The 20,828-nt window shown below is 61.4% G+C and carries 10 protein-coding genes and 1 pseudogene; 6 read left to right on the top strand and 5 right to left on the bottom strand.

Annotation, left to right across the window (positions count from 1 at the left end; translation table 11 throughout):
• Positions 1–63: 63 nt before the first annotated feature.
• Both HU764_RS09175 and HU764_RS09170 read right to left on the bottom strand, forming a co-directional pair.
• Complete coding sequence (locus HU764_RS09175; RefSeq protein WP_186703191.1) at positions 64–4,401, bottom strand: SpvB/TcaC N-terminal domain-containing protein; 4,338 nt, start codon at positions 4,399–4,401, stop codon at positions 64–66.
• Between the two features lie 96 nt (positions 4,402–4,497).
• Entirely contained in the window at positions 4,498–12,111 is a 7,614-nt protein-coding gene (locus HU764_RS09170) for a Tc toxin subunit A-related protein (RefSeq protein WP_186703192.1), read from the bottom strand.
• A gap of 168 nt (positions 12,112–12,279) precedes the next feature.
• Here HU764_RS09170 and HU764_RS09165 point away from each other — a divergent pair, with 168 nt between their 5' ends.
• The 3 genes from HU764_RS09165 to HU764_RS09155 are packed head-to-tail and all read left to right on the top strand — an operon-like array spanning position 12,280 to position 16,096.
• Positions 12,280–13,671, top strand: coding sequence for an NAD(P)/FAD-dependent oxidoreductase (locus HU764_RS09165; protein ID WP_186703193.1), 1,392 nt, complete (start codon positions 12,280–12,282; stop codon positions 13,669–13,671).
• A gap of 11 nt (positions 13,672–13,682) precedes the next feature.
• Positions 13,683–14,651, top strand: a complete 969-nt coding sequence (locus tag HU764_RS09160) for an NAD(P)-dependent oxidoreductase (RefSeq protein WP_186703194.1) — start codon at positions 13,683–13,685, stop codon at positions 14,649–14,651.
• Positions 14,648–16,096: an aldehyde dehydrogenase family protein gene (locus HU764_RS09155; protein WP_186703195.1), complete on the top strand. Its 1,449-nt coding sequence runs from the start codon at positions 14,648–14,650 to the stop codon at positions 16,094–16,096. Before HU764_RS09160 ends, HU764_RS09155 begins: the two co-directional genes overlap by 4 nt.
• A gap of 156 nt (positions 16,097–16,252) precedes the next feature.
• On the opposite strand, the gene HU764_RS09150 is transcribed toward HU764_RS09155, so the two are convergent.
• On the bottom strand, positions 16,253–16,411 hold the full coding sequence (locus tag HU764_RS09150; RefSeq protein ID WP_081717545.1) for a DUF2986 domain-containing protein: 159 nt from the start codon (positions 16,409–16,411) through the stop codon (positions 16,253–16,255).
• A gap of 59 nt (positions 16,412–16,470) precedes the next feature.
• Complete coding sequence (locus HU764_RS09145) at positions 16,471–16,632, bottom strand: helix-turn-helix domain-containing protein (RefSeq protein ID WP_338109066.1); 162 nt, start codon at positions 16,630–16,632, stop codon at positions 16,471–16,473.
• A 9-nt stretch (positions 16,633–16,641) separates the two neighbouring features.
• Between HU764_RS09145 and HU764_RS27930 the strand changes: the two are divergent.
• Both HU764_RS27930 and HU764_RS09135 read left to right on the top strand, forming a co-directional pair.
• Positions 16,642–16,941, top strand: a pseudogene (locus HU764_RS27930) (DMT family transporter); the annotation flags it as partial.
• Positions 16,942–17,082: 141 nt separating this feature from the next.
• On the top strand, positions 17,083–18,861 hold the full coding sequence (locus tag HU764_RS09135; RefSeq protein WP_217835002.1) for a phosphoethanolamine transferase CptA: 1,779 nt from the start codon (positions 17,083–17,085) through the stop codon (positions 18,859–18,861).
• 54 nt (positions 18,862–18,915) lie between these two features.
• Here HU764_RS09135 and HU764_RS09130 read toward each other — a convergent pair whose 3' ends face one another.
• On the bottom strand, positions 18,916–20,127 hold the full coding sequence (locus HU764_RS09130) for an MFS transporter (protein WP_186703196.1): 1,212 nt from the start codon (positions 20,125–20,127) through the stop codon (positions 18,916–18,918).
• A 103-nt stretch (positions 20,128–20,230) separates the two neighbouring features.
• Between HU764_RS09130 and HU764_RS09125 the strand changes: the two genes are divergently transcribed.
• Positions 20,231–20,818 carry a TetR/AcrR family transcriptional regulator gene (locus HU764_RS09125; RefSeq protein WP_027596221.1) on the top strand — a complete coding sequence of 196 codons (588 nt, stop codon included), beginning with the start codon at positions 20,231–20,233 and terminating at the stop codon, positions 20,816–20,818.
• The last annotated feature ends 10 nt before the right edge of the window (positions 20,819–20,828 follow it).

Genomic DNA, 20,828 nt, shown 5'->3' with positions numbered 1-20,828 from the left:
GAATTCTGCATTGGGTTGAGTGGCATGGCGTGCGCCAGGTAGCGCGCGCCATCAGGGTCGCGTTCAGGCCGTGTCGTTCTCGTCCTGCGCTACCGTGAACCAGGGGTAGTACTCGGTACGCCGTTCCCAGCCCGCAGCGGTGAGGACGCGGTAAACGCGCCCCATGGCGTCATACAGCTGGGTATCGGCATACAGCCCGGGGTGGTCGCTGTCATCGCTTACAGGGCGCCAGTCATCGAGGTAGTACGGCAACCAGGTGCGCACGGGCTGGCCTTTGTTGTCGTACTCGGTCTTACCTGTCACCGCCCAGCGCCGCGCTGCGGGCTGCACGCGTGCAGCACCGTTGGCATCGCGCTCGAGGCTGCCTGCGGCGGTACGCACCCACGCATCGCCGGGCGCACTCAGCACGGCGGTCTGCAACAGGCGGCCGGCGCCATTGCTGTGCGCCACGTTTACGCGCAGCTGCTGCGCAGGGTCGCCGTCGTAGCGGTCGGTCTGCAGGCTGATGATATGTGGCGGCTGGCGGCTTTCGCTGTCGTCCACAGCGGGCAGGCCTTTGGCCTTGAGCAGGCGACGCAGCGCCAGCTCGCCCATGCGGGTAGCCAGAGGACGCCCTTGGCTGTCACGTGCCAAGGGCATCCAGCTGTCGGTCACTACCCGGTGCGCCGTGGCCACGGGTACCTCGCCTCCTTCGAGTGCCAGGATGCCCTCGACCGTTGCCGGCAGCGTGAATGCCTTGCTGCTATAGCCGGCCGACTGGCCCTGTTCCGTGCCGTAAAAGCGGGTTTGTGTCACTCGCCCCAAGGCATCGAGGCTGACCTGGTGCTGGTTGTCGTTGGCATCGGTCATGGCTACAGGCGTGAGGAAACGCCAGTCATACTCGAAGCCGGTTTCCAGGCCAGCGGCGTCGGTTATCTTCAGCACTTGCAGGGCGTGTGGGCTCCAGTCAACACGCTGCTCGCCAAGCAGCTCGCTGGCACGCAGCGTGGCCTGCCGATAAAACAGTGGCGCACCCTGGTGCCTGATCAAGTCGTGGCGGCTGACGTACACCCGCTTGCCGTCCTCGGCCAAGGCGATGAGGTGATAGCCGCCATTGGCCTGCCACTGTGCCAGCTCGTGCGGCAACAGCGTTGTCTCGAGCGCAGCCAGGGTGGCGTGTTCGAGCATGGCGATTTCGCGGTAGGCCACCAGCGCCTGGCGGGTTGGCGCCGTGGTCAGTTGCCCCTGGGCATCGCACCATTGCTTGCGCTGGTAGCCCGACAGCGTGGCAGCATCCAGGCCCTCCAACGGGCCGTCGGGTGCCAGCAGATGCTCCACGCTGAAGCCGCCCTGTGGCAGCGCGTGCGCTGACAGCGCCAGCACATCGGTACGGGTCGCTTCGATCAGCCCGGACACGTAATCATGGCCGTCCTCCAGGTTGCGTACCCCATGACGCGCGTGCTCAAGCCAGGCCATGTCCTGCTGAGGGTCGCGCGCATCGTCCAGCAAACCGGCTGGCAGCAAGGCTGGATAAGGCGATGGGGAGACTGTAACCCGGCGCGGGTAATGCACCTGCACCTGCTGCAGGACATGGCCGTACTTGTCCTGGCCAATCACCAGTGTCTGCGTGATAACCGGGTCCTGGACAATGCGCTCGGTGGTGAAGGCCAGGGTCTCTACTGGCGTTACCAAGGCGGCGGGCCGGTCGGCGTGCGCGGTCTCGTAAACCCGCACTTGCCAGCGCTGACGGGTGATGCTGTACGGCAGCCCCGCGTGTTCAGTGCCGTCAAGGCCGTAGGTTTCACTGCGCACTTGCGCCCCTTTCAAGGCACAAAGCAGCCAACGCCGGGCTGCACCTTGCGGCGAGTAGGGCACATCGCAGTCACCTTCAAGGCGAGTGAAGCGCACCGGTTGCAAGGGAAAGTCCGCCTCTGCGCTGCCCTGCCCATCAAAGCCCTGTGGCGCGATGCTATCCAGGTCTTCGATGCCACTGAGGAACCACTGGCGTATTTGCGCCGGCGGCGAACGCTCGGCGGCCGTGCCCTGGGCGTCGCTCAGGGTGTCGGTCTGGATCAACTGCCTGAAACCGCGAAACTCGCGCTCGACTGGGTCCCAGACCGGGCTCTGATAGCGCATGCCACTGACAGTACGCAGGCCACTGATGTCGTCCACAAGGGTCACCTGGGCCAAGGTGTGAACCGGGAACGGCAAGCGACTGATCGCCGTCTTACCTTCCCCTTGCAGAACACGCTTTTCATCCAGCCAACTCTGCGCAGAACTGCGGTAGTCGAACAGCGTACGACCACCGGTGTTGCTGCACACCTCGGCCAGCAACCAGGGGCGTCGGTCGTTGAAGCGGTACGCCCAGCTACGTGGAGAGATGTGTGGCACAGTCAGCACCAGCTCTGCACAACCCTGCCCGCGCAAATCGACCAGTTGCAGCTTGCAGCTGGCATCGAGCACAACCCCCTCTGGCGCCGGCACGCAATGGCTTTCGACGAAGCGATTGCCGTTATGGCTGACGAATACCCGGATGCGGTCGGCGTCTACATAAAGGATATCGGTAGTACCACTGCCATCGGTATCGCCAAGCAATACCCGCGCGGCGTTGAAGTGTTCGATAGCAAAACCCGACATCTGCACAGGGTTGGCAAAACGACCGTGGCCAAGCATCGGCCAATAGGTGACGCCCTCGGCCGTAACCTCGATCAATTGCTGCAAACCTGTGCCCGCAAGATCGGCGAATGCCACCAGCCGGTGCTCGCCGCCAGGCAATGGCAGCGCGGGGCCTGGCACGATGTCGCTGGCAGGCTGCCAGCCGGCACCACGCACCCTGGCAGACAAGCGCACGCTACGTGGCCCGATCATCACCAGGTCCTGCTGCCCGCCACCGCTGAAGTCGACCAGTTGCGCATCCCCATGGGCCAGCTCGCTGGGCATGGCGTCGGCGGCAATGAAGTCACACCATTGCCCATCCGGCGTCAGGGTGAAGCTGCCGCGAACACCCGGCAGGTTGACCAGCCATTGTGGCTGACCGTCACCCTCGAGGTCGGCCAGCATTCCTGTGCCTGGGCGCGGCGCTCCCGGTAATACCTGTGACTCGCCCCACGTGATGGCATCGCCACCCAGGTCACTGTTGCGTTCTGGCGCGCGATACCACCAGGCACCTGCATCCTGGAACAGCAAACCCGGCAGCCCCTCACCGTGTAGATCTACCATCTGCCAGTGCGGTGCACTGAAACCATCGAGGTCGGGCAATGCCTCCCAGTCTGAGTGCTCACGCCCTGGGCGACTCAGCTCGAATTCCACCGGCGGCAGCAACAACGGCGTGCCATCGGTTTCGTAAGCGATCTGTTGCGCGGCGACCAGCACCGAGGCGACGCCCGATGTGTCATACCCCAGGTGCAAGCGCGAAACCAGTTGCGGGCTTGGGTCAGCGTTCCCGGCCATCATGCGCGTACGGTGCCACAGCAGTACCTCGTGGCAAAGCCGCCGCACCCGTTTATCGAAGCCCCAGCGCCAGTACGAAAAGCAGTCCTCGCGCACCGGCCAGGGTGCCTCCACCTCGAACGCCGGTGGGGTGTTCACATCCACGCCGCGCTCGCCGTAATCCAGCTGCATCACGGTCATGAAATCGTCTGGGCGAAAGGCCTGCTGCGGTATCAGCAGCGCTGCGCTTGGGGTTGCATTCATGGCGTGGACGGCAACCAGGTAGGTGTTGGCAACCTGCGGGTGCATGGCCAGTTCGTGCGCATCACACCCCGCCTGGTCTTCGCTGCGGTAGGTGTAGACCACATGCTCACCCGTGGCACTGACAGTCTCTTCGGCATACCAGCAGGCGACCTCTGCCGGTTTGCCGGGCTTGGCCAGGCGAGCTGAGGCCGACCAGCCAAACAAGGTGATGCTGCCGTCGGCATGGTATTGCAGCCAGAAGCCCGGCGAGTCGGGGCTTTCTTGCGCTTGCCAATGCTCCAGGCGCTGGTCGCGGCCGCCACTGCGCTGCACCCAGGCGGTTACCGTGTGAGCAGCGGGGGTATCGGAAAACGGCAAACCGGCGACAGTGCGCGGCGCACCGCGGTCGAGTAGGATTTCCTCGCCATCTGGGCCCTGCCAACGGTCACTGCGGGTGTATCGGGGGACACCCAGGCGGTCCAGGCGGCAGACAGTGGGCGGGCTACACTGCCAGCCAGCACCGAAGGCGCCATTACCTGCCGAAGAACGGTAGGCCAGGCTCAACGACGGCGACAACGCGCGGCCGACCGGCAATGGTAAAGGCAGCGACCAACCTGCGGCGCCGTCGGCGCTGCCGACTGACAGCATGCCTCCGCCCGCCGAAACCGTACCGCCGCCCTTCGGCAGCGAGGGGGGGCTGAACACAGGTTCACCGCCGGCACCCGAAGGGGTGACAGACATATCATTCATGATGTTGCTCCTTGACGACCCCCGCGCCTGGGCGTAAGGGTCGGGAATAGGAAGTCGGCCTCAGCGGGAGGGCACCTGGGTACCCTCCCCTGCTCCTTAGCGGACGGTGAACTGCACGTGCAGAATGATGTCGTTGAGGCGTTCCAGCAGTGCCCGCTGATTACCCTGGGCCTGGGCGAAGTTCAACGACATCTGGGTCTGGTCGTCGCGATCATCCGCCTTGGCGATGTGCAGCCCTTCGAACGGCAGCAACTGGTTACCTGGGCGAAATGCCGGGTAACCATTGAGCTGGCTGAACTGGCCGTTGTCCTGCATGGCATGGGAAACGTTCATTTGCTCACAGCCCGCAGGCAGGCCTTGGGCACTGGTCAGCAGCCGTGCATGCACATCTTGATAGGGGCCCAGCAAGGCCGGCAGAGAGACCGCAATACTGCGGATACGTCGCGAAGCTGCAGTTTCGAAGCCTGCTGCCAGGTTCAACGCTTTAAGGCCGAACTGCACCGACAGCATGCCGTTCGCCGCCAGTGCCAGGCTGCTGTGTTCAAGCTGGTCATCGACCTCAACTGTTTTACCGTCAAGCAGCACCTTGACCGCCTCACCCAAGGTGACGGGTTGGCCTTGCGAGCTGAGCTTGCCGTCGAAGAGCCTGGCCAGTGATACCGTGCGCGTAACCTCAAGCTCGCGCTTCTGCCATTTGACCCAGGCCGTTTCCATCTGCCCCAGTGCCAGCATCAGCCCCTCACCACACAGCAAACCCGACCAGGCGCTGTTCCAGGTGCCGGTGCGCAGGTACACATCCGTGTCGCCTTTTTCCCACTGCAGGGCCTTTTGTGCCATCAAGCAGCGCGACACAGTGAGGTCGTAATAGGTGTAGAAAATGCTCGCCAGGCGTGCGCGCAGCCAGCTGTACATGGCCTTCCCAGTGTACTTGCCTTGGTACAAGGCAAGCTGGGCCTGTGAATGGGCAGCTTGGGTGTTCAAGTGGGCAATGTGCATCTGGGCGGAGGTTTCACGTACTGTAAGGGCATCAAGTTGAGCCTGTATGGTCGCCATCTGTTTCTCTGCCGACTCATACTGGAACTTCCACTCAGCACGGCGGCGCGCGAAGACCTCCTCTTGGCTAAGGCGCGATGCCTTGATCCCATACACTTTCGAGCGCGCGCCAAAGCCGTAGGCAACGGCTTTCAATACATCTTCCGGTTTACCGCCACCGTTGGAGAAACCAAAGATCTTGGGGAAGGCGGCAATGATCGAAGCCCCTGCCATGAGGGCAGATTCAGCCGCACCTGCCTGTTCAGACTCGGTTCGCAACTTCAGCGCAAGGTGCTCGCGATCAGAGATGTTCCTTTGGTAGAGGTTCAGGTAGTGATTCCGACTGGCCGTGGCCGCCACCAGCGAGCTTTGCAAGGTCACGCGGTCGGCTGCCAGCTCCTTGAGGGTGTGCTTGAACAGCGCCACATTGCTCTCGGCAAGCTCCGCACCTTGGCTGGCCAGCAAGCCTGCCAACGCCTCGGCATCCTGGCGCTCGAGAATCCATTGCATCTCGCTGCCAAAATGAATCAGCTGGGCGGCCATGCTGCGGGCACCGTCGAGCAACACGGTGAAGCGCAGCGCCGGCACGTCGTTGACTTCCGTCAGGCCACGTTCGCCACTGGCCTCTGCTGCCACTGCCGCGGCCAGCAACGCCTTGGGATCGGCCGGTGTGGCGTAGAGCGGCAAGCTTAGCGGCTGGCCATCGAGGGTCAGGTTGTGGCGCAGGTTGTACTGTCGAATGCGCAGCGCCTCCCAGTAACCGAGCATAGTCCGGTTAACCTCTGGCAGAAACGGGCTTTCGCCGGGCGCTGCGGCCTGCCCCAGCACGGGTTCGTTCCAGCCCGTTGCCGGCGGTGCCCAGGGGGCGTCGCCCAGCAGGCTCACCGCGCGCTGATACCAGACGCTGGCTTCGCTGAGGGTGTCGCGCTGCAGCCTGCGGTAGGCGGCATCGCCGCGGCCGATGCAAATGTCCAGCAGGCGCATGAAGACGTTGTACTTGTAGTGCATCGGGTCGTTCTGCGCCACGGCATCCGGGTCGACCGACTTCAGGGGGTCGTCGTTCCAGCTGGTGTCTTCTTCCAGCGGCCGTACATTCCACATCCGCTGTGTGCCTACGCCGGATACTGAGTAGCCAGCCGGGTTGAACACGTACTTCAGCCACTGTTCGGCAAGGTCAAAGCGTTCTTCCTGAAGAAAGCGCTGCATGACCAACATTGGGGTGTAGTAGAACAACTCCCAGAAATACAGGGCATTGGCGCCGGTGAAGTCCATGCTTTCAGTGTCGTTCCTGCCAAATACCTGCACACTGTCCACATTGTCCTTGAGCAGCACTTGGCCGGTAGATGCCGCATCAGAGTCACGCTGAATTGCCAGGGTCTCGCTTGAGATCATGATGCTAAGGCCTGATATGGCCTTGTTGTGTTTAGCGCTGTATTTCGTCTCCAAGTGGTAGGACTGTTGCCCGACATAGCTCTGATCCGACTCGAACAACATGCTGGCGAGCACCTTGGTGTTGTCGCTGAGCTGGCCCCTCCAAAGCAAGGTGCGCGCCTCTTTGTCGGTAGCAAGCCAGACTTCGGCCCAGCGCTCTGTGCCGTGATACGTTTCCTTGTACACCGGAAGTGTCAGACGCACAACGACGCCAAGTTTTGGCTCAGGTATGTGCTGGGTGTCGTAGTTCAGGATAGCGTCGATCCCCGACACCGCCTTTACTGTCAGCTCTCGAGCGAACAGGGTGTTGAGGCGGGTTACCTGCCCTCTGTGCGCCAGATACTGAGCGCCTTGATCAGTGGCACCGATGATGGCGGTCTTGAGTACATCGGCATCTTTGTAAACCTTGAGAGTGTAGTTGCGGGTGTTGCCGTTGCCGAACTGGAACTCGATGCGGTGCAGGGCTTCGCTGCCACCCTCCCACTCGCTGATGTCACCCATAGGTGCGGTGGTGTTCAACTGTACCTGCGCCGGCCCTTGTGACAGATCGTACTCCTGGTTGGCCTTTACGGTTTTCCAGCGCGTGCCATCGACGCTGTAGATGCGGCACAACACTTCCTCAGCACGAACTTTGCCAAGCAGGTTCAGGTAATCCTGAGGGTAGAGGGTGTCGTCATGTTGGTCATATGGGTAGCCCAAAACCCCAAGTACATTTCTGGGTGTAGGATTTGAGCTCGAGTCCTCATTAAAGTAGAGACTCATGCGCCTTAACTGACCCTCTTGCGTAATAGTGACGCGTGCGACCACTGCGTTCCCGGCACTGCTCTCAACCCTCTTCAAACCAGTCCAATAAAGCAAGCGCACATCGTTAGCGACGCGTGTGATAGAGCTACTGTTATGCCCGAAGTAGGCACTCATTTGTGACTCACTGATGACCAGATACCCCACAAACCAGCCATTTTCATGACGCGTCAGCAATGCACCCTCATTACTGCGTATCAGGCCGCGTATTTGATTTGTTTCTGCGCCCAATTCAGGGTATTGCGCAAGGAGTACCTCAACCCATTTATTTTCAATGGGTGGCCGCTTTGACGTTACCGACAACTGGCTGCGAAAATACAGGCTGTAAGTGTTCCCAATCTCCCCTTCACCACCGATAACCTTGGCTTCATCGAGCCTTGCATCAAATTGCGTAAAACCGATGGGCGTACCACTCCCGGCACTGACCGGCATGCGATTTTCCGCACTTGGTAACTCCAGCCCTTCGAAAACCGCGCACATGCCGGTATCAAGGGTGGTATCCAGCCAGTGCTGCACCGGCCCCAGGAACAGTTCGACACTGCCCAGCGGGCAGCTGCTGAAGTTCTCGGAAATCTCCAAGCCGGTAACAGTAGAAGCTTCGCTAACTTTCTCTGCAGCCCGATCATAGATGGCTGCCAGCAGCCCATCACGTTGCGGCCAGGCGGCAAGAAACAACGAGAGGTCTTCCAGAACTGTATCTTTGCCAATATCGACCACGAGCGGGTACTCGATGGGCACGCTCCACTTGCCGTCATAACGCAGCCAGGCCAGCTTGAACGTCCAGTTCCACTCACGCAGTTCTGGCTGCCCTTTGTCATCACGGGTGATGATGTGCTCCTGGCGCTCCACCCAGCCCAGGTGCAAACGCCCGCGGAACACCACAGGCCGAATCAGGCGCCCTTGCACTTGCGGGGCCAGTTCGATTTTTGTCCAGGCGGTCCAGGCATTGGCTGGCAGCACGCCTTCTGGGGCACGCTTGGCTTCGTCTACCGTGCGCCACCAGTACTGGTGAGGCTGGCTGCGGCTACGCCCGATAAACCAGGATTTGCCCGTGTCGGCTTCGCGGTTGTCGTGATAGCCACTGATGGTCTCCAGGTTGGCCACTTCCTCGAACGCACTCAGGTAGCCCTGGAAGGCATCGCCCACTGTATCGTCATTGACCTGCGCCTGCCCCAGCGTTTGCAGCATGTCGTCCATTGCCGGGGTTTGCCCCAGGCGTACCGTCGGGTCGATGTAGTTTTCTGGGTAGTACATCAGCATTTGCCCTGCAGCCCAGTTGGCATAGCTAGCGTTCCAACGCGTCCAGTCCTTGAAAAACTGGCGACCCAGCACAACATGGCGCACGTTGGCCGGGTCTTCTGGCGTCGACAGGGTGCAGTGGATGAACTGCTGCAGGGCCGACATCGCTTCGGCGATACGGCTGCTTATCACCTGTTCGGCGTTCAGCACGTCGATCAACAGGTGCTTGTTCAGCGCTTCGACAGAGAAGTTCTGTTTCGCGCCCAGCACGCCGGTCAGCGCCAGGCTAAGCGGCCGTTCCGTGGCGGCATGGGCCGCCGTGACCTGCGACGGTTTCAAGCCTGCATGAAAAGCGTCTGCCATCTGCCGCCATGCGGCCCACTCGTCGTCCTGGGCCAGTAATTTTGCCAGCGTGTCTGGCATCACGGCATAGGCTTCGGCCAGTTTCGCCCACTGCATCAGCAGTTCGATTTCCTGCCAGCTGTGGACCTTTGTCGGCTCTTTCAGCTCGTCTTGGTCATGTGCATGCACAGCCGCCTGCGCCAACGTCGCTTGAGCAACACCGGTAGTCATAGAAAGCTGGGACAACGATACGCCTGCACCTTCACCAAGTGCCGCCAGCAGTGCGCCGCCTGCGCCTGACGGGTCCGCTAGCGTGCTTAGCCAGTCACTGAAGTTGCCGAGCGCCATGAGGGTCTGCACATCCCGCAGCAAGCCAGCGGTGCCACTGTGCCCGGCGTTGGCTGCCAGCAACTGTGGCTTTTCCACCAACAGGCGCAGCGCATCGCCTGTGACGCCGCATCCATGCGCGATGAGTGTCATTTGCGCGAGGGTGTAGGCAAAGTCGACCAAGACACGTTCATGCGGGGCCGAAGGGTCGGCCTTGCGCAGGCGTTCGCAGGCCTGCTGCAGCGTGAGCCCACTCGGCTCGGCACGGTTTACCCAGTTCAACAATGCTTGCGCCAACGCATCACCACTGAGGTTGAACGTGGAGGCGGTCAAGGGCGAAAGCACGCCTAGCAGATCCTGCACTGTCGGTGCTTCGGGTAGTTGCGCGGCGCTCAAGGCGGCTCGCATGTCGTTGAGCAGATTGCCGACTTCGGTACTGGCTGGGATGGCCTCGACAGCGCGGGTCATCAGTTGCAGATCGTGAACGGTCCAGCCACGGGTAGCCATCCAGTCGGTGGTGCTGCGCAGCTCCTGCAACAATAGCTGCCATCCGCTGTTGTCCAGCGAGTGCATCGGATGCGGCGCACCCATCATCTGCAGCAGTTGGCGCAGCTCAGCAAGCGTCAGACCGTGATGCCGAGCCCACAGGCTCAAGGTGTACAGCGCGGACAAATGGGACATGATGACATTCATGCCAACGTCGGCATCCGCAAGGCCACTGATAAGCCGGCCCAGCTCGAACAGCCCTTCGTCATCGGTTTGGCAGGCACGCTTGAGGGTTGCCTTGATGTCGGCATGCTCGCTGGCATGGTCCGGGTGCAGGCGCAGCCGCGTATTGTCTCTGATCAAACCGCCTGCAACCAGTGGCGGGTCATTGAACAGGCGGTCGAACTGGCTTTTTTCAGTGCCGTCGGACGCTTCGGAGATAAACCCCCTGGCCATGAGCAGCGCGTCCTGGTGATCGATGCCGTAACGCTTTACTGAATGGGCGGTGCGCAAAACAATGGCCAGCGTCTGGTCAGTGATCTGGCTTGGCTCGACGCTATTAATGATGTCTTGCAGTGCCCGTGGGGACAGCTGGGTCACTTTGTACAGGCGAACGATTTTGTTCAACTGAAGCAGGTACGCAGCGATCGACAACCGCGTGCAGGTAACATTTAACGTGCTTTCACGGCTCTCATGGTCAGCGCTAGCGGACCGCGTCCATTTAGCGGTGAGCGCGGCCTCGGCCGGCACGTCGGCCCATTCGAAACTGTGGCGATACTCGACATCAGGCGCACAGTGGTCGAGCCCATAATCTGCCGCTTTCAATTCAAACTCAAAAGGACCGCTGAGTTCAAATTTAACAACGCGATTGATCTGAAACTTGAACGCCAACTGCCAGGTGTCGTTATGCAATGGATACAGTCGAACATAACGCATATTGGGAGGCGTATCACTCAACGTCAACTGGATCATTTCGTCATCGGCACGTGTCGTCAGCGTGCGCCCAATGTATTCAGCTTTATCCATTTCCCCCATGAAGCCTTGCAGTTCAGCATCTGTCAGGCCAAACCAACTGCGCAAGCGCGCGGGCTGCATCATGGCGGTTGGCGTCATGCCAGGGAAGTACTTGGTAAACTGCTCTTCAGCATTTTGCTCGTTGATGTCGTCCGTCAATAAACGGCGCAACGCGGGCGATATATCATAGTGAAGGCAGGCCAGTGCAGCGTCATCCAGATGCTTGGTGAAGTGGGGTGCCGCCAGCAGGTGCGACAAATCCGCATCGTTCTGGACAAACACCTGGCGCAGGCGATTGTGATGATGATGGTACGGCGTAGTGCTGTTGCCGACATCGGTCGACAGCGTTTCAAGAAGCTGGTCATGGTTCAACGCCGGGCTGCCCGGCGGGGTAAGCGCCTCAATCGCCCGGCTCAGCAATATCTCATTGGACAGGCTGAGGGCATTGATCGGCGTGTCCAGATTGTTCTGGCTAAGTACCAATTGCCGCAGGTCGGGGCGGCGTTCGTCGATATGCCAGGGGTTTTTCGCGGGATACAACTCCTTCGCCTGTTTATACAGCTCTGCCAGATAAGCCGCCGGCGAAAACATCGAGGCTACATCCCCAGGGGCACAGTATCGTCCTGGGCGCTCGATCGGCCGATCGTTAACGTGCTGGAGACGCTTCGGCACAAGCGGAGAATGACGGATGATGATATTTTTCTCATCGAGCAGGGTTCGGTTGCGTGCCCGGCGTACTTGGTCGTGCAACTGGCGAGCTTCGTCAATATCAACCATATCGCCCAATTGCTCACGCAGTTCTTCGACAGATAGATCGCCCAAGGACGCCAGCGAATCGACCTTCAACTTGCTCATGAGAGACTTACTCTGTTCAGAAAAATTTTGAATCATTAGATAACCTTGCCGCAATAAACCACTGGACAAGCCCACCCCGCAGGGTGAGCAACTTTTTAACTTGGCGAGCCCATTCAAACGCGGCAACACTAATGGATCACTCCTAAAAAAAGACCTCTCAGAACTGCTAGCTAGTAACTGCAACCCTCGAAAACAAGCCGTCAGTTTTATTCCCTCATGATGTAAGGGTTTTCAGAACGCCTCCTCCAGGCACGCGCCCACGTCCTATCAATTGTCATGACTGTAATATCGCGCCCCGGCCGCACTGAGCATCATGTGTACACAAGACAAACATGCTCAGAGGCACCCCTCATGTACCGTGGATTCTGGTATGCCCAGGCGCTGGACCTGGACAGCGACCTCGCCCCTGCCCTGCAGGACTCGATTCAAGCCGACGTGTGCATTGTCGGCGGTGGCTTCCTTGGCCTGTGGTCGGCCATCCGCCTGAAACAGGCCCACCCGGAAAAAACCATCGTCATCGTCGAACGCGACCGTTGTGGTTCAGGCGCAAGCGGACGTAACGGCGGCGTTGCCACCAACTGGTGGGGCAAGTACCTGTCGGTGCGGACCATTTGCGGCGACGTCGAGGCGCGGCGCATCTGCGAGGCCGCAGAGTCGGCCATCGACGAGATCGGCAGCTTCTGCCGGGAACACGGCATCGACGCGCAGTACCGCAAGGATGGCTGGTTGTGGACGGCCACCAACCAACGCCAGATGAATTCCTGGCGGGTGCTGACCGATGGCCTGGAAAAGCTAGACGTCAACCCGTTCCAAGAGCTTGACCGCCAGACCATTCGCGGGCGCGTCGGCTCACCGCTGGTACTGGGTGGCATCTACGACCCCAACGCCGCCACCGTGCAGCCCGCCATGCTCGCGCGGGGCCTGCGCCGGGTGGCGCTGAAGCTTGGTGTGCAGATCTTCGAGAAATCGCCATTCACCCACCTGCAACGTGGCGCCAACCCGGTGGTGCACACCGCCAAGGGCCATGTGAAGGCCAAGCACGTGGTGCTGGCACTCAACGCTTGGGGCGCGCAGTTCCCGGAGTTGCGCCGGATGATCGCGATCATGTCCAGCGACATGGTGGCGACAGCACCCGTCAAGGCCAAGCTCGATGCCATCGGTTTCAGCCGCGGCGAATGCATGACCGACTCGCGCACCGTGCTCAACTACTGGCGCAACACCCCTGATGGCCGCGTAGTCTTCGGCAAGCCGCTGGGCCAGTTCGCGTATGCCGGACGCATCGGCAACCTCTACGAGAAGCCTTCCCCTGCTGCCGACAAAGTGGCTGCCGAGCTGCGCCGGCTGTACCCGCAACTTGCCGATGTACCGGTCGTCAGCAGCTGGACCGGCCCCATCGACCGGGCCATGAAGGGCTTGCCGAACTTCGGCTACCTCGATCACCACCAGAACATCAGTTACGGCATCGGCTTCTCTGGCAATGGCGTGGCCACCACCGTGTTTGCCAGCCGCATCATCAAGTCGCTGGTCGAGCATGCCAATGACGAATGGGCCAACTGCGGCCTGGTCAACCAGAAGATGAAAATGCTGCCACCAGAGCCGTTCCGCTTCTTTGGCGCGCACATGGTGCGTGACGCCCTGGTCCGCAAGGAATCCCTCGAAGACCATGATCAGGACGCCGGTTTCCTCACCCGTCGCCTGGTGGCCATGGCCCCGGCCGGCTACGTGCCGGCCCAGAAAAAATAAGGAAACGGACCGTGAGCGAACACATCGTACTGCTCGACGACGAGGGCCTGGCGCCCTCCACCCGCCTTAAGCGCCCGGCCTGCGAGCACACCTGGCAGCAGTTTGCGTACACCCACCCCGAGCAGGTGCTCGAACACCTCAAAGACGCAACCATCGCCTTTACCTGCAGCGTGCCACTGCGTGAGGAACACCTGAGCCAGTTGCCAAAACTGAAGATGATTTCGCTGGCCCTCACCGGCCGCGATATCGTCGATGTCGATTACTGCAATACCCATGGCATCGAAGTGGCCAGTGTACCGGGCTATGCCGCCAATACCGTGGCCGAGCACAGCCTGGCGATGATTCTCGAACTGTTCCGCCGCCCGGCCGCGTTCACGCGTTTGATGCGCCAAGTGCATGCGGGCGAGAAGCCGCAGCAGAACATCTACTTCAACCACCGCATCCGTGACGTGCGCGACAAGCAACTGGCAATCATCGGCAGCGGCCCGATCGCCCTGCGCCTGGCGCACCTGGCGCGGGCCTTTGGCATGCAGGTGCTGTTCGAAGACCGGGGCGGCAAGCGCCAGGGACTGGACTGCCGACCGCTGGCCGAACTGCTGCGCAGCTGCGACGTGCTGTCGATCAACTGCCCGCTGACGCCCGACACCTACAACCTCATTGGTGCCGAACAACTGGCCTTGATGAAGCCCGACGCCCTGGTGGTCAATACCGGCCGTGGCGGCGTGGTCAACGAAGCCGCGCTGATCCAGGCGCTACGGGACGGCCGCCTGGGCGGTGTGGCGCTGGATGTGGTCGAACATGAGCCGCTGCACCCGAGCAACCCGCTGTTCCAGCTGATCGAGCGTGATGATTTCTTGCTCAACCCACACATCGCCTGGAGCAGTGAAGATGCCATGCAGCAATTGATGGACAGCGCCGTGGACAACATCAGCGACTTCGTCGCCCGCCAAGCCAACGTAAAAAGGAGCCGAACCGCATGACCCTGGTCACCAAGAGCAGCTATGTCGATGGCGCCTTCGTCGCCCCAGGCGGCAACGATGTGCTGGAAAACCGCAACCCGTCCAACCCGAGCGAAGTGGTCGAGCGCTTCGCCCGCGCCGATCAGGCACTGACCGAACAGGCCCTGCTTGCTGCCCGCCGCGCCGCTCCCGCCTGGGCGCGCAGCAACCCGCAGCAACGCGCCGATGCGCTGGACTTCATCGGCAGCGAAATCCTCGCCCGCCGAGAAGAACTGGCCACACTGCTGGCCCGCGAAGAAGGCAAGGTGGTGCGTGAGGCACTGGGCGAAGTCGACCGTGCCGGCCGCTCGTTCAAGTTCTATGCCCAGGAAGCTCTGCGCGCCGAAGGCGAGAAATACCAGTCTGTACGCCAGGACGTGGGCATCGACGTGTTCACTCAGCCGCTGGGCGTGGTCGCCATCATCGCGCCGTGGAACTTCCCGATCGCCATCCCGGCCTGGAAGATTGCCCCGGCCCTGTGTTTCGGCAACTGCGTGGTGTTCAAGCCGGCCGAATTGGTGCCCTCCTCGGCCTGGGTGCTGGCCGAAATCATCTCACGGGCAGGTTTGCCCGCCGGTGTGTTCAACCTGCTGATCGGGCCGGGGCGCAGCGTCGGTGACACCCTGATCCGCTCGCCGCTGGTCGATGGCATCAGCTTCACCGGCTCCGAGCACACCGGTCGGCAGATCGCCAGGCTGGCGGCCGATGGCATGAAGAAAGTGCAATTGGAGATGGGCGGCAAAAACCCATTGATCGTGCTGGACGATGCGGACCTGGAGCAGGCCGTGGAGGTGGCATTGAACGGCTCGTTCTACAGCACCGGCCAACGCTGCACGGCTAGCTCCCGGGTGATCGTCACCGCGGGTATTCATGACGCGTTCGTGGCGCGCCTGGCCGAGCGTACCCGGGCGCTGAACGTGGGCGATGCATTGCAGCCCACCACCGACATCGGCCCCGTGGTCGATAGCCGGCAGTTGGAGCAGAACCTGTCGTACGTGGCCTCAGGCCTTGAGCAAGGCGCGAAGCTAGTGTGTGGCGGGGAGCGCATCGACAACGAGGCTGGGGCATACCTGTTCACGCCCGCACTGTTCACCGACGTGACGCCACAGATGCGCATCTACCGCGAAGAAATCTTCGGCCCGGTGCTGAGTGTGCTGAAGGTGCGGGACTATGACGAGGCGTTTGCGGCTGCCGAGGACACCACGTTTGGTTTGTCGGCCGGGATCGTCACCACGTCGCTGCGCCATGCCGAGCATTTCAAGCGCAACAGTTCGGCGGGAATGGTCATGGTCAACCTGCCCACGGCGGGCGTGGATTACCACGTGCCATTTGGTGGCAATGGTGCATCGAGCCTGGGCTCACGAGAGCAGGGCACTCACGCACGGCAGTTCTTCACCCGGGTAAAAACCACGTACCAGTTGGCCTGACCTTACGCACTGTGTAGGAGCAGCCTTGTGCTGCGAAGAGGCCGGTGACAGCAGCGAAGATTTACTGTGCTGTCACCGGCCTCTTCGCAGCACAAGGCTGCTCCTACAGGGAAATGCATAACGGCCGATGGTCGGGCCGGGTTCCATTCTGTTTTATCAGCTCGGCGATTCGACAACTGTGGTTTCGGCAGCCTCTGCCAGCTTCAACCGGTCAGCTTTGCTGATGTACTTGGGCTTGCTTTTCGGCGCCAGCTTGGCACTGGCTTTCTTGGCATGCGCCTGCATCAACTGTTTGATCTTCTTACGACGGTTCATGGTCCAATGGCCTGTAGGTCTGGTTACGCTGCAGTCATCATACCTGTACGCCTGAGAAATCAAACCCGCGAATATCCGCTACGAAAACTGCCCGGCGTCAGCCCCACCACCTTTTTGAATGCCCGGTTCAAATGGCTCTGGTCGAAGAACCCGCACGCGATGGCGGCATCGGCGATGCTCAGGCCTGCACGCAACAGGCGCTGGGCGTGGGCGACACGCACCTGGATTCAACGGGTACCCAGGTGTTTTTCATGACCATCCTGGGTTTTTACCTGCTCAAGGAACGCCCCTCGGCCAACTTCCTCGTCTCGATCACCCTGGCCTTTATCGGGCTGTACCTGCTGCTGATGCCCGAAATGAGCAGTGCGCTGGGCATGAAGGGCGTCATCTATAGGGTACTGTCGGGGCTGGCCTATGCCGTCTGTGTGTACTTCCTCAAGGTCAACACCCAGTTGCCCGACGGCGGTGGCGACAAGATCGCGCAGATGCTCAACCTGAGCCTGTGGGCTGCACTGGTCTTGCTTGGCTACCCACCTGAAACGCCCCGGACGGGCATGCCTCCCGTCTCGTTGCGCTGCGCCTTGACGTTATTTTCACAACCTTCAGATTAGCGTCACGCCCTTTCCGGCCACGCGCACATTGGGTGGCTGCCAAGGTTCTACGAGGCATACGTGTCAGCTATTAAAAAAAACCTCACGCGCAAAGGCGTGGACTGGGCCGGCCTGGGCTGGCTCCTGCTGTTCTTCTGGTATTTCTCCGGCGTTACCCAGGCGCTGCTGCTGTTCAGTGGCACCACTGGCTTTGCCGGCTTTCGCGATGCGCTGTTTCTCAGCAGCCTGTGGCTGGCCCCTGTACTGCTGCTGCCGCGCTTTACCCGCGCCACCGCGGCAGTCATCGGCCTGGTGCTGTGGGCCGCCTCGCTGGTCGGCCTGAGCTACTTCGGCATCTATCGCCAGGAGTTCTCGCAAAGCGTCATCTTCGTGATGTTCGAATCCAATACCGCGGAGGCTGGCGAGTATTTCAGCCAATACTTCAGCCTCTGGCTGGGCCTGGCGCTGCTGCTGTATACCGTGGTGGCCGTGCTGCTGTACAAGCGCGTGCGCCCGGTCACGCTGCCCTTGCGCAGCCGCATTCCGGTGGTTGTCCTGCTGCTGCTGGCCAACCTGGTATACCCCTTCTACAAACAGATGGTCACCCAGGAACGCAACTTTGCCGACGCTGCCGAAAAGGTTCAGCAGCGCATGGAACCTGCCGTGCCGTGGCAGTTGCTGGTCGGCTACAAGCAATACCGCCAACAGCTGAACAACATGCAGGAACTGTTGGCGCAGAACGCTGCGTTGCCGCCCTTGCAGAACCTGCGCAACAGCAGCGGTGACGCGCCGCGCACGTTGGTCCTGGTGCTGGGCGAATCGACCACCCGCGAGCACATGCACCTGTACGGCTACCCGCGCGATACCACGCCCAACCTCGATGCGCTGGCCGCCAGCGACAAGGGCCTGACGGTGTTCAGCAACGTGGTGTCGCCACGCCCCTACACCATCGAAGTGATGCAGCAGATCCTGACCTTTGGTGACGAACAGCACCCGGACCGCTTCCTCACCGACCCGTCGCTGATCAACTTGATGAAACAGGCAGGCTACAAGACCTTCTGGATCACCAACCAGCAGACCATGACCAAGCGCAACACCATGCTGACCACCTTCTCCCAGCAAACGGACGTGCCGGTCTACCTGAACAACCAGCGCAACCAGAACGCCAGCCAGTACGACGAAGTGGTGCTGGACCCGTTCGAGAAAGCCTTGCAAGACCCTGCACCGAACAAGTTCATCATCATCCATCTGCTGGGCACGCACATGGATTACCGCTACCGCTACCCCAATGCCTTCCAGCATTTCAGCGATCGCCAGGGCGTGCCGGCCAAGCTTTCGCCCAGCGAGGTGGAAACCTACAACTTCTATGACAACGCAGTGCGCTACAACGACCACGTGGTGTCGAGCCTGATCAAGCGCTACTCGGCCACCACCCCCAACGGCTTCTTGCTGTACCTCTCCGACCACGGTGAGGATGTTTACAGCTCGGGCGATCACGACCGCCTGGGGCGCAACGAAGGCGCCCCAACCCGGCCGATGTACACCATCCCGTTCCTGCTGTGGACCTCACCGAGCTGGCAAGCGGCCCACCCGCGCGACCTGCAGGCCACGGCCAACCGTGCCTACAGCAGTTCGCACCTGATTCACACGCTGTCCGATCTGGCCGGGCTCAGCTATGACCTTTACGAGCCTGCCAAAAGCATCGTCAACCCGCAGTTTGAGGTTGTGCCGCGCTGGATCGGTGACCCTTACCGCAACAACGGCCTACGCGAGTTCGATCACCTGCCACAGGACGAAGCCGAACGCGTGCAAGACACCGCCAGCAGCGCCAAAGTCCAGGCGGGCAGTAACATGAACTGATACGCGCCTGCAGCCCCTTGGGGCGGCCTTGCAACGTGCCCGGTTGCAGCCTGATCACCCAAGTGGCATTCGCCTTGCGAAGGCCACTGTGCCCAGCCGTCGGTAGCTGCATAGCGCCACCAACGCGACCGCTACACCCGCGACCACCGCGACTTGGTAACCCGCCTTGGCGCCCAGCAGGTCGACCACCTGCCCTGACGCCAACGCCCCCAGCGCGACACCGACATTCAACCCCGCCAGCAGCCAAGTCATGCCCTCGGTCAGCTGCTGTGCGGGCACACTGCGCTCCACCAGTGACATCGCCACGATCAGCGTCGGCGCAAAGAACAGGCCCGCCAGCAAGACGGCGGCAGCAAGCCCGAAGACGCTGTCAGCCAGCAGCAACGGCAAAGTCGTCACTGCCGTCGCCAGGCCACCGAGCAACAGCAGCCGGTGCAAGGCCGTTGGCAATTTCAAGGCCCCGAATACCAGGCCAGCAGCGCAGGAACCGACGGCATAGCACGCCAATACCACGCTGGCCCCTGCCGGCATGCCGGCCTGTTCGGCAAAGGCCACGCTGACGATGTCGACGCTGCCCACGATCACGCCCATGGCCACCATCAGCAACGCCAGCAGCCGAACATCCCAGTGCTGCAACACCGAGCCCTGGCCTTTCGATGCTCCCGCGTCTGCATCCACGGGCGGTTCGCTACCGGTTTGAGCGACCAAGGCGAACACCCCGATCGCCAACAGCAGCGCCGCGACCAATGGCCCGGCCTGGGGCAGCACGCCCACGCAGAGCCCCACCGACACCGGTGGCCCAGCAATGAACGTGACCTCGTCGAGCACCGTCTCCAGGGAATACGCCACCTGCAACTGCGGCGTGCCCCGGTACAGCGCCGTCCAGCGCGCACGGACCATCGCCGACATGCTCGGCATGAAGCCTGCCAACGCGGCCCCGACGAACAGCCCCCAATCGGGCGCTTGCCACCAAGTACAGGCCAGCAGCACCAGCAGGCCCATTACACACAAGCCTGCAGCGGCGGGCAGCACACGGCGCTGCCCGTGCCGGTCGACCAAGCGGGACACCTGCGGTGACATCAGCGCATAGGTCAACACGAACGTCGCCGCCACGGCCCCCGCCAGGGCATAGCTACCGCGTAGCTGCGAGAGCAGGGTGATGATGCCGATGCCCGTCATCGGCAAAGGCAAACGTGCCACCAGGCCTGCCAAGGCAAAGCCGGCCGTGCCTTTTGCCTGGAACAGCTGGCGGTAAGGGTTGAGCATGATCGACTCTCCGTATCGAAAAAAGCGGCTTACATACAAGCCGTATGATTAAAACCCTATTATCATACGCACTGAATGTAAAGCCGTACTTTCAGGAGCCCCAATGGTCAGACGTACCCGCGCCGACATGGAACAGACCCGAGCCACCCTGCTGGAGACTGCACGCCAGGTTTTCAGCGAACGTGGCTATGGTGAGACATCGATGGACGACTTGACGGCCCAGGCCAACCTCACCCGTGGCGCCCTTTATCATCACTTCGGCGACAAGAAGGGCCTTTTGGCCGCCGTTATCGCGCAAATCGACGCAGAAATGGACGCGCGACTGCATGCGATCTCTGACACGGCCAGCGACCCCTGGGAGGGCTTTCGCAACCGCTGCCGCGCCTACCTGGAAATGGCCCGCGAGCCGGAGATTCAGCGCATCGTGTTGCGCGATGGGCGTGCCGTATTGGGTGCCCCTACCCCGCAAGCGCAGCTGCACTGCGTCGCCTCGCTGCGCAGCATGCTGGAGCAGTTGATGGCGCAGGGCGTGGTCGCCCAGGCCAATCCACAGGCGTTGGCGTCGCTGATCTGCGGGGGCCTGGCAGAAACGGCATTCTGGATTGCCGAAGAAGAGGGCCAAGGCCAACGGCTTGAGCAGGCCCTGGACGCCATGGAACTGATGCTCAAGGGGCTGCGCAACCCCTGCTGAGAATCCGCCC

The organism is Pseudomonas kermanshahensis, assembly GCF_014269205.2.
GTDB lineage: Bacteria > Pseudomonadota > Gammaproteobacteria > Pseudomonadales > Pseudomonadaceae > Aquipseudomonas > Aquipseudomonas kermanshahensis.
This window is presented reverse-complemented; position numbering and strand designations above follow the sequence as displayed.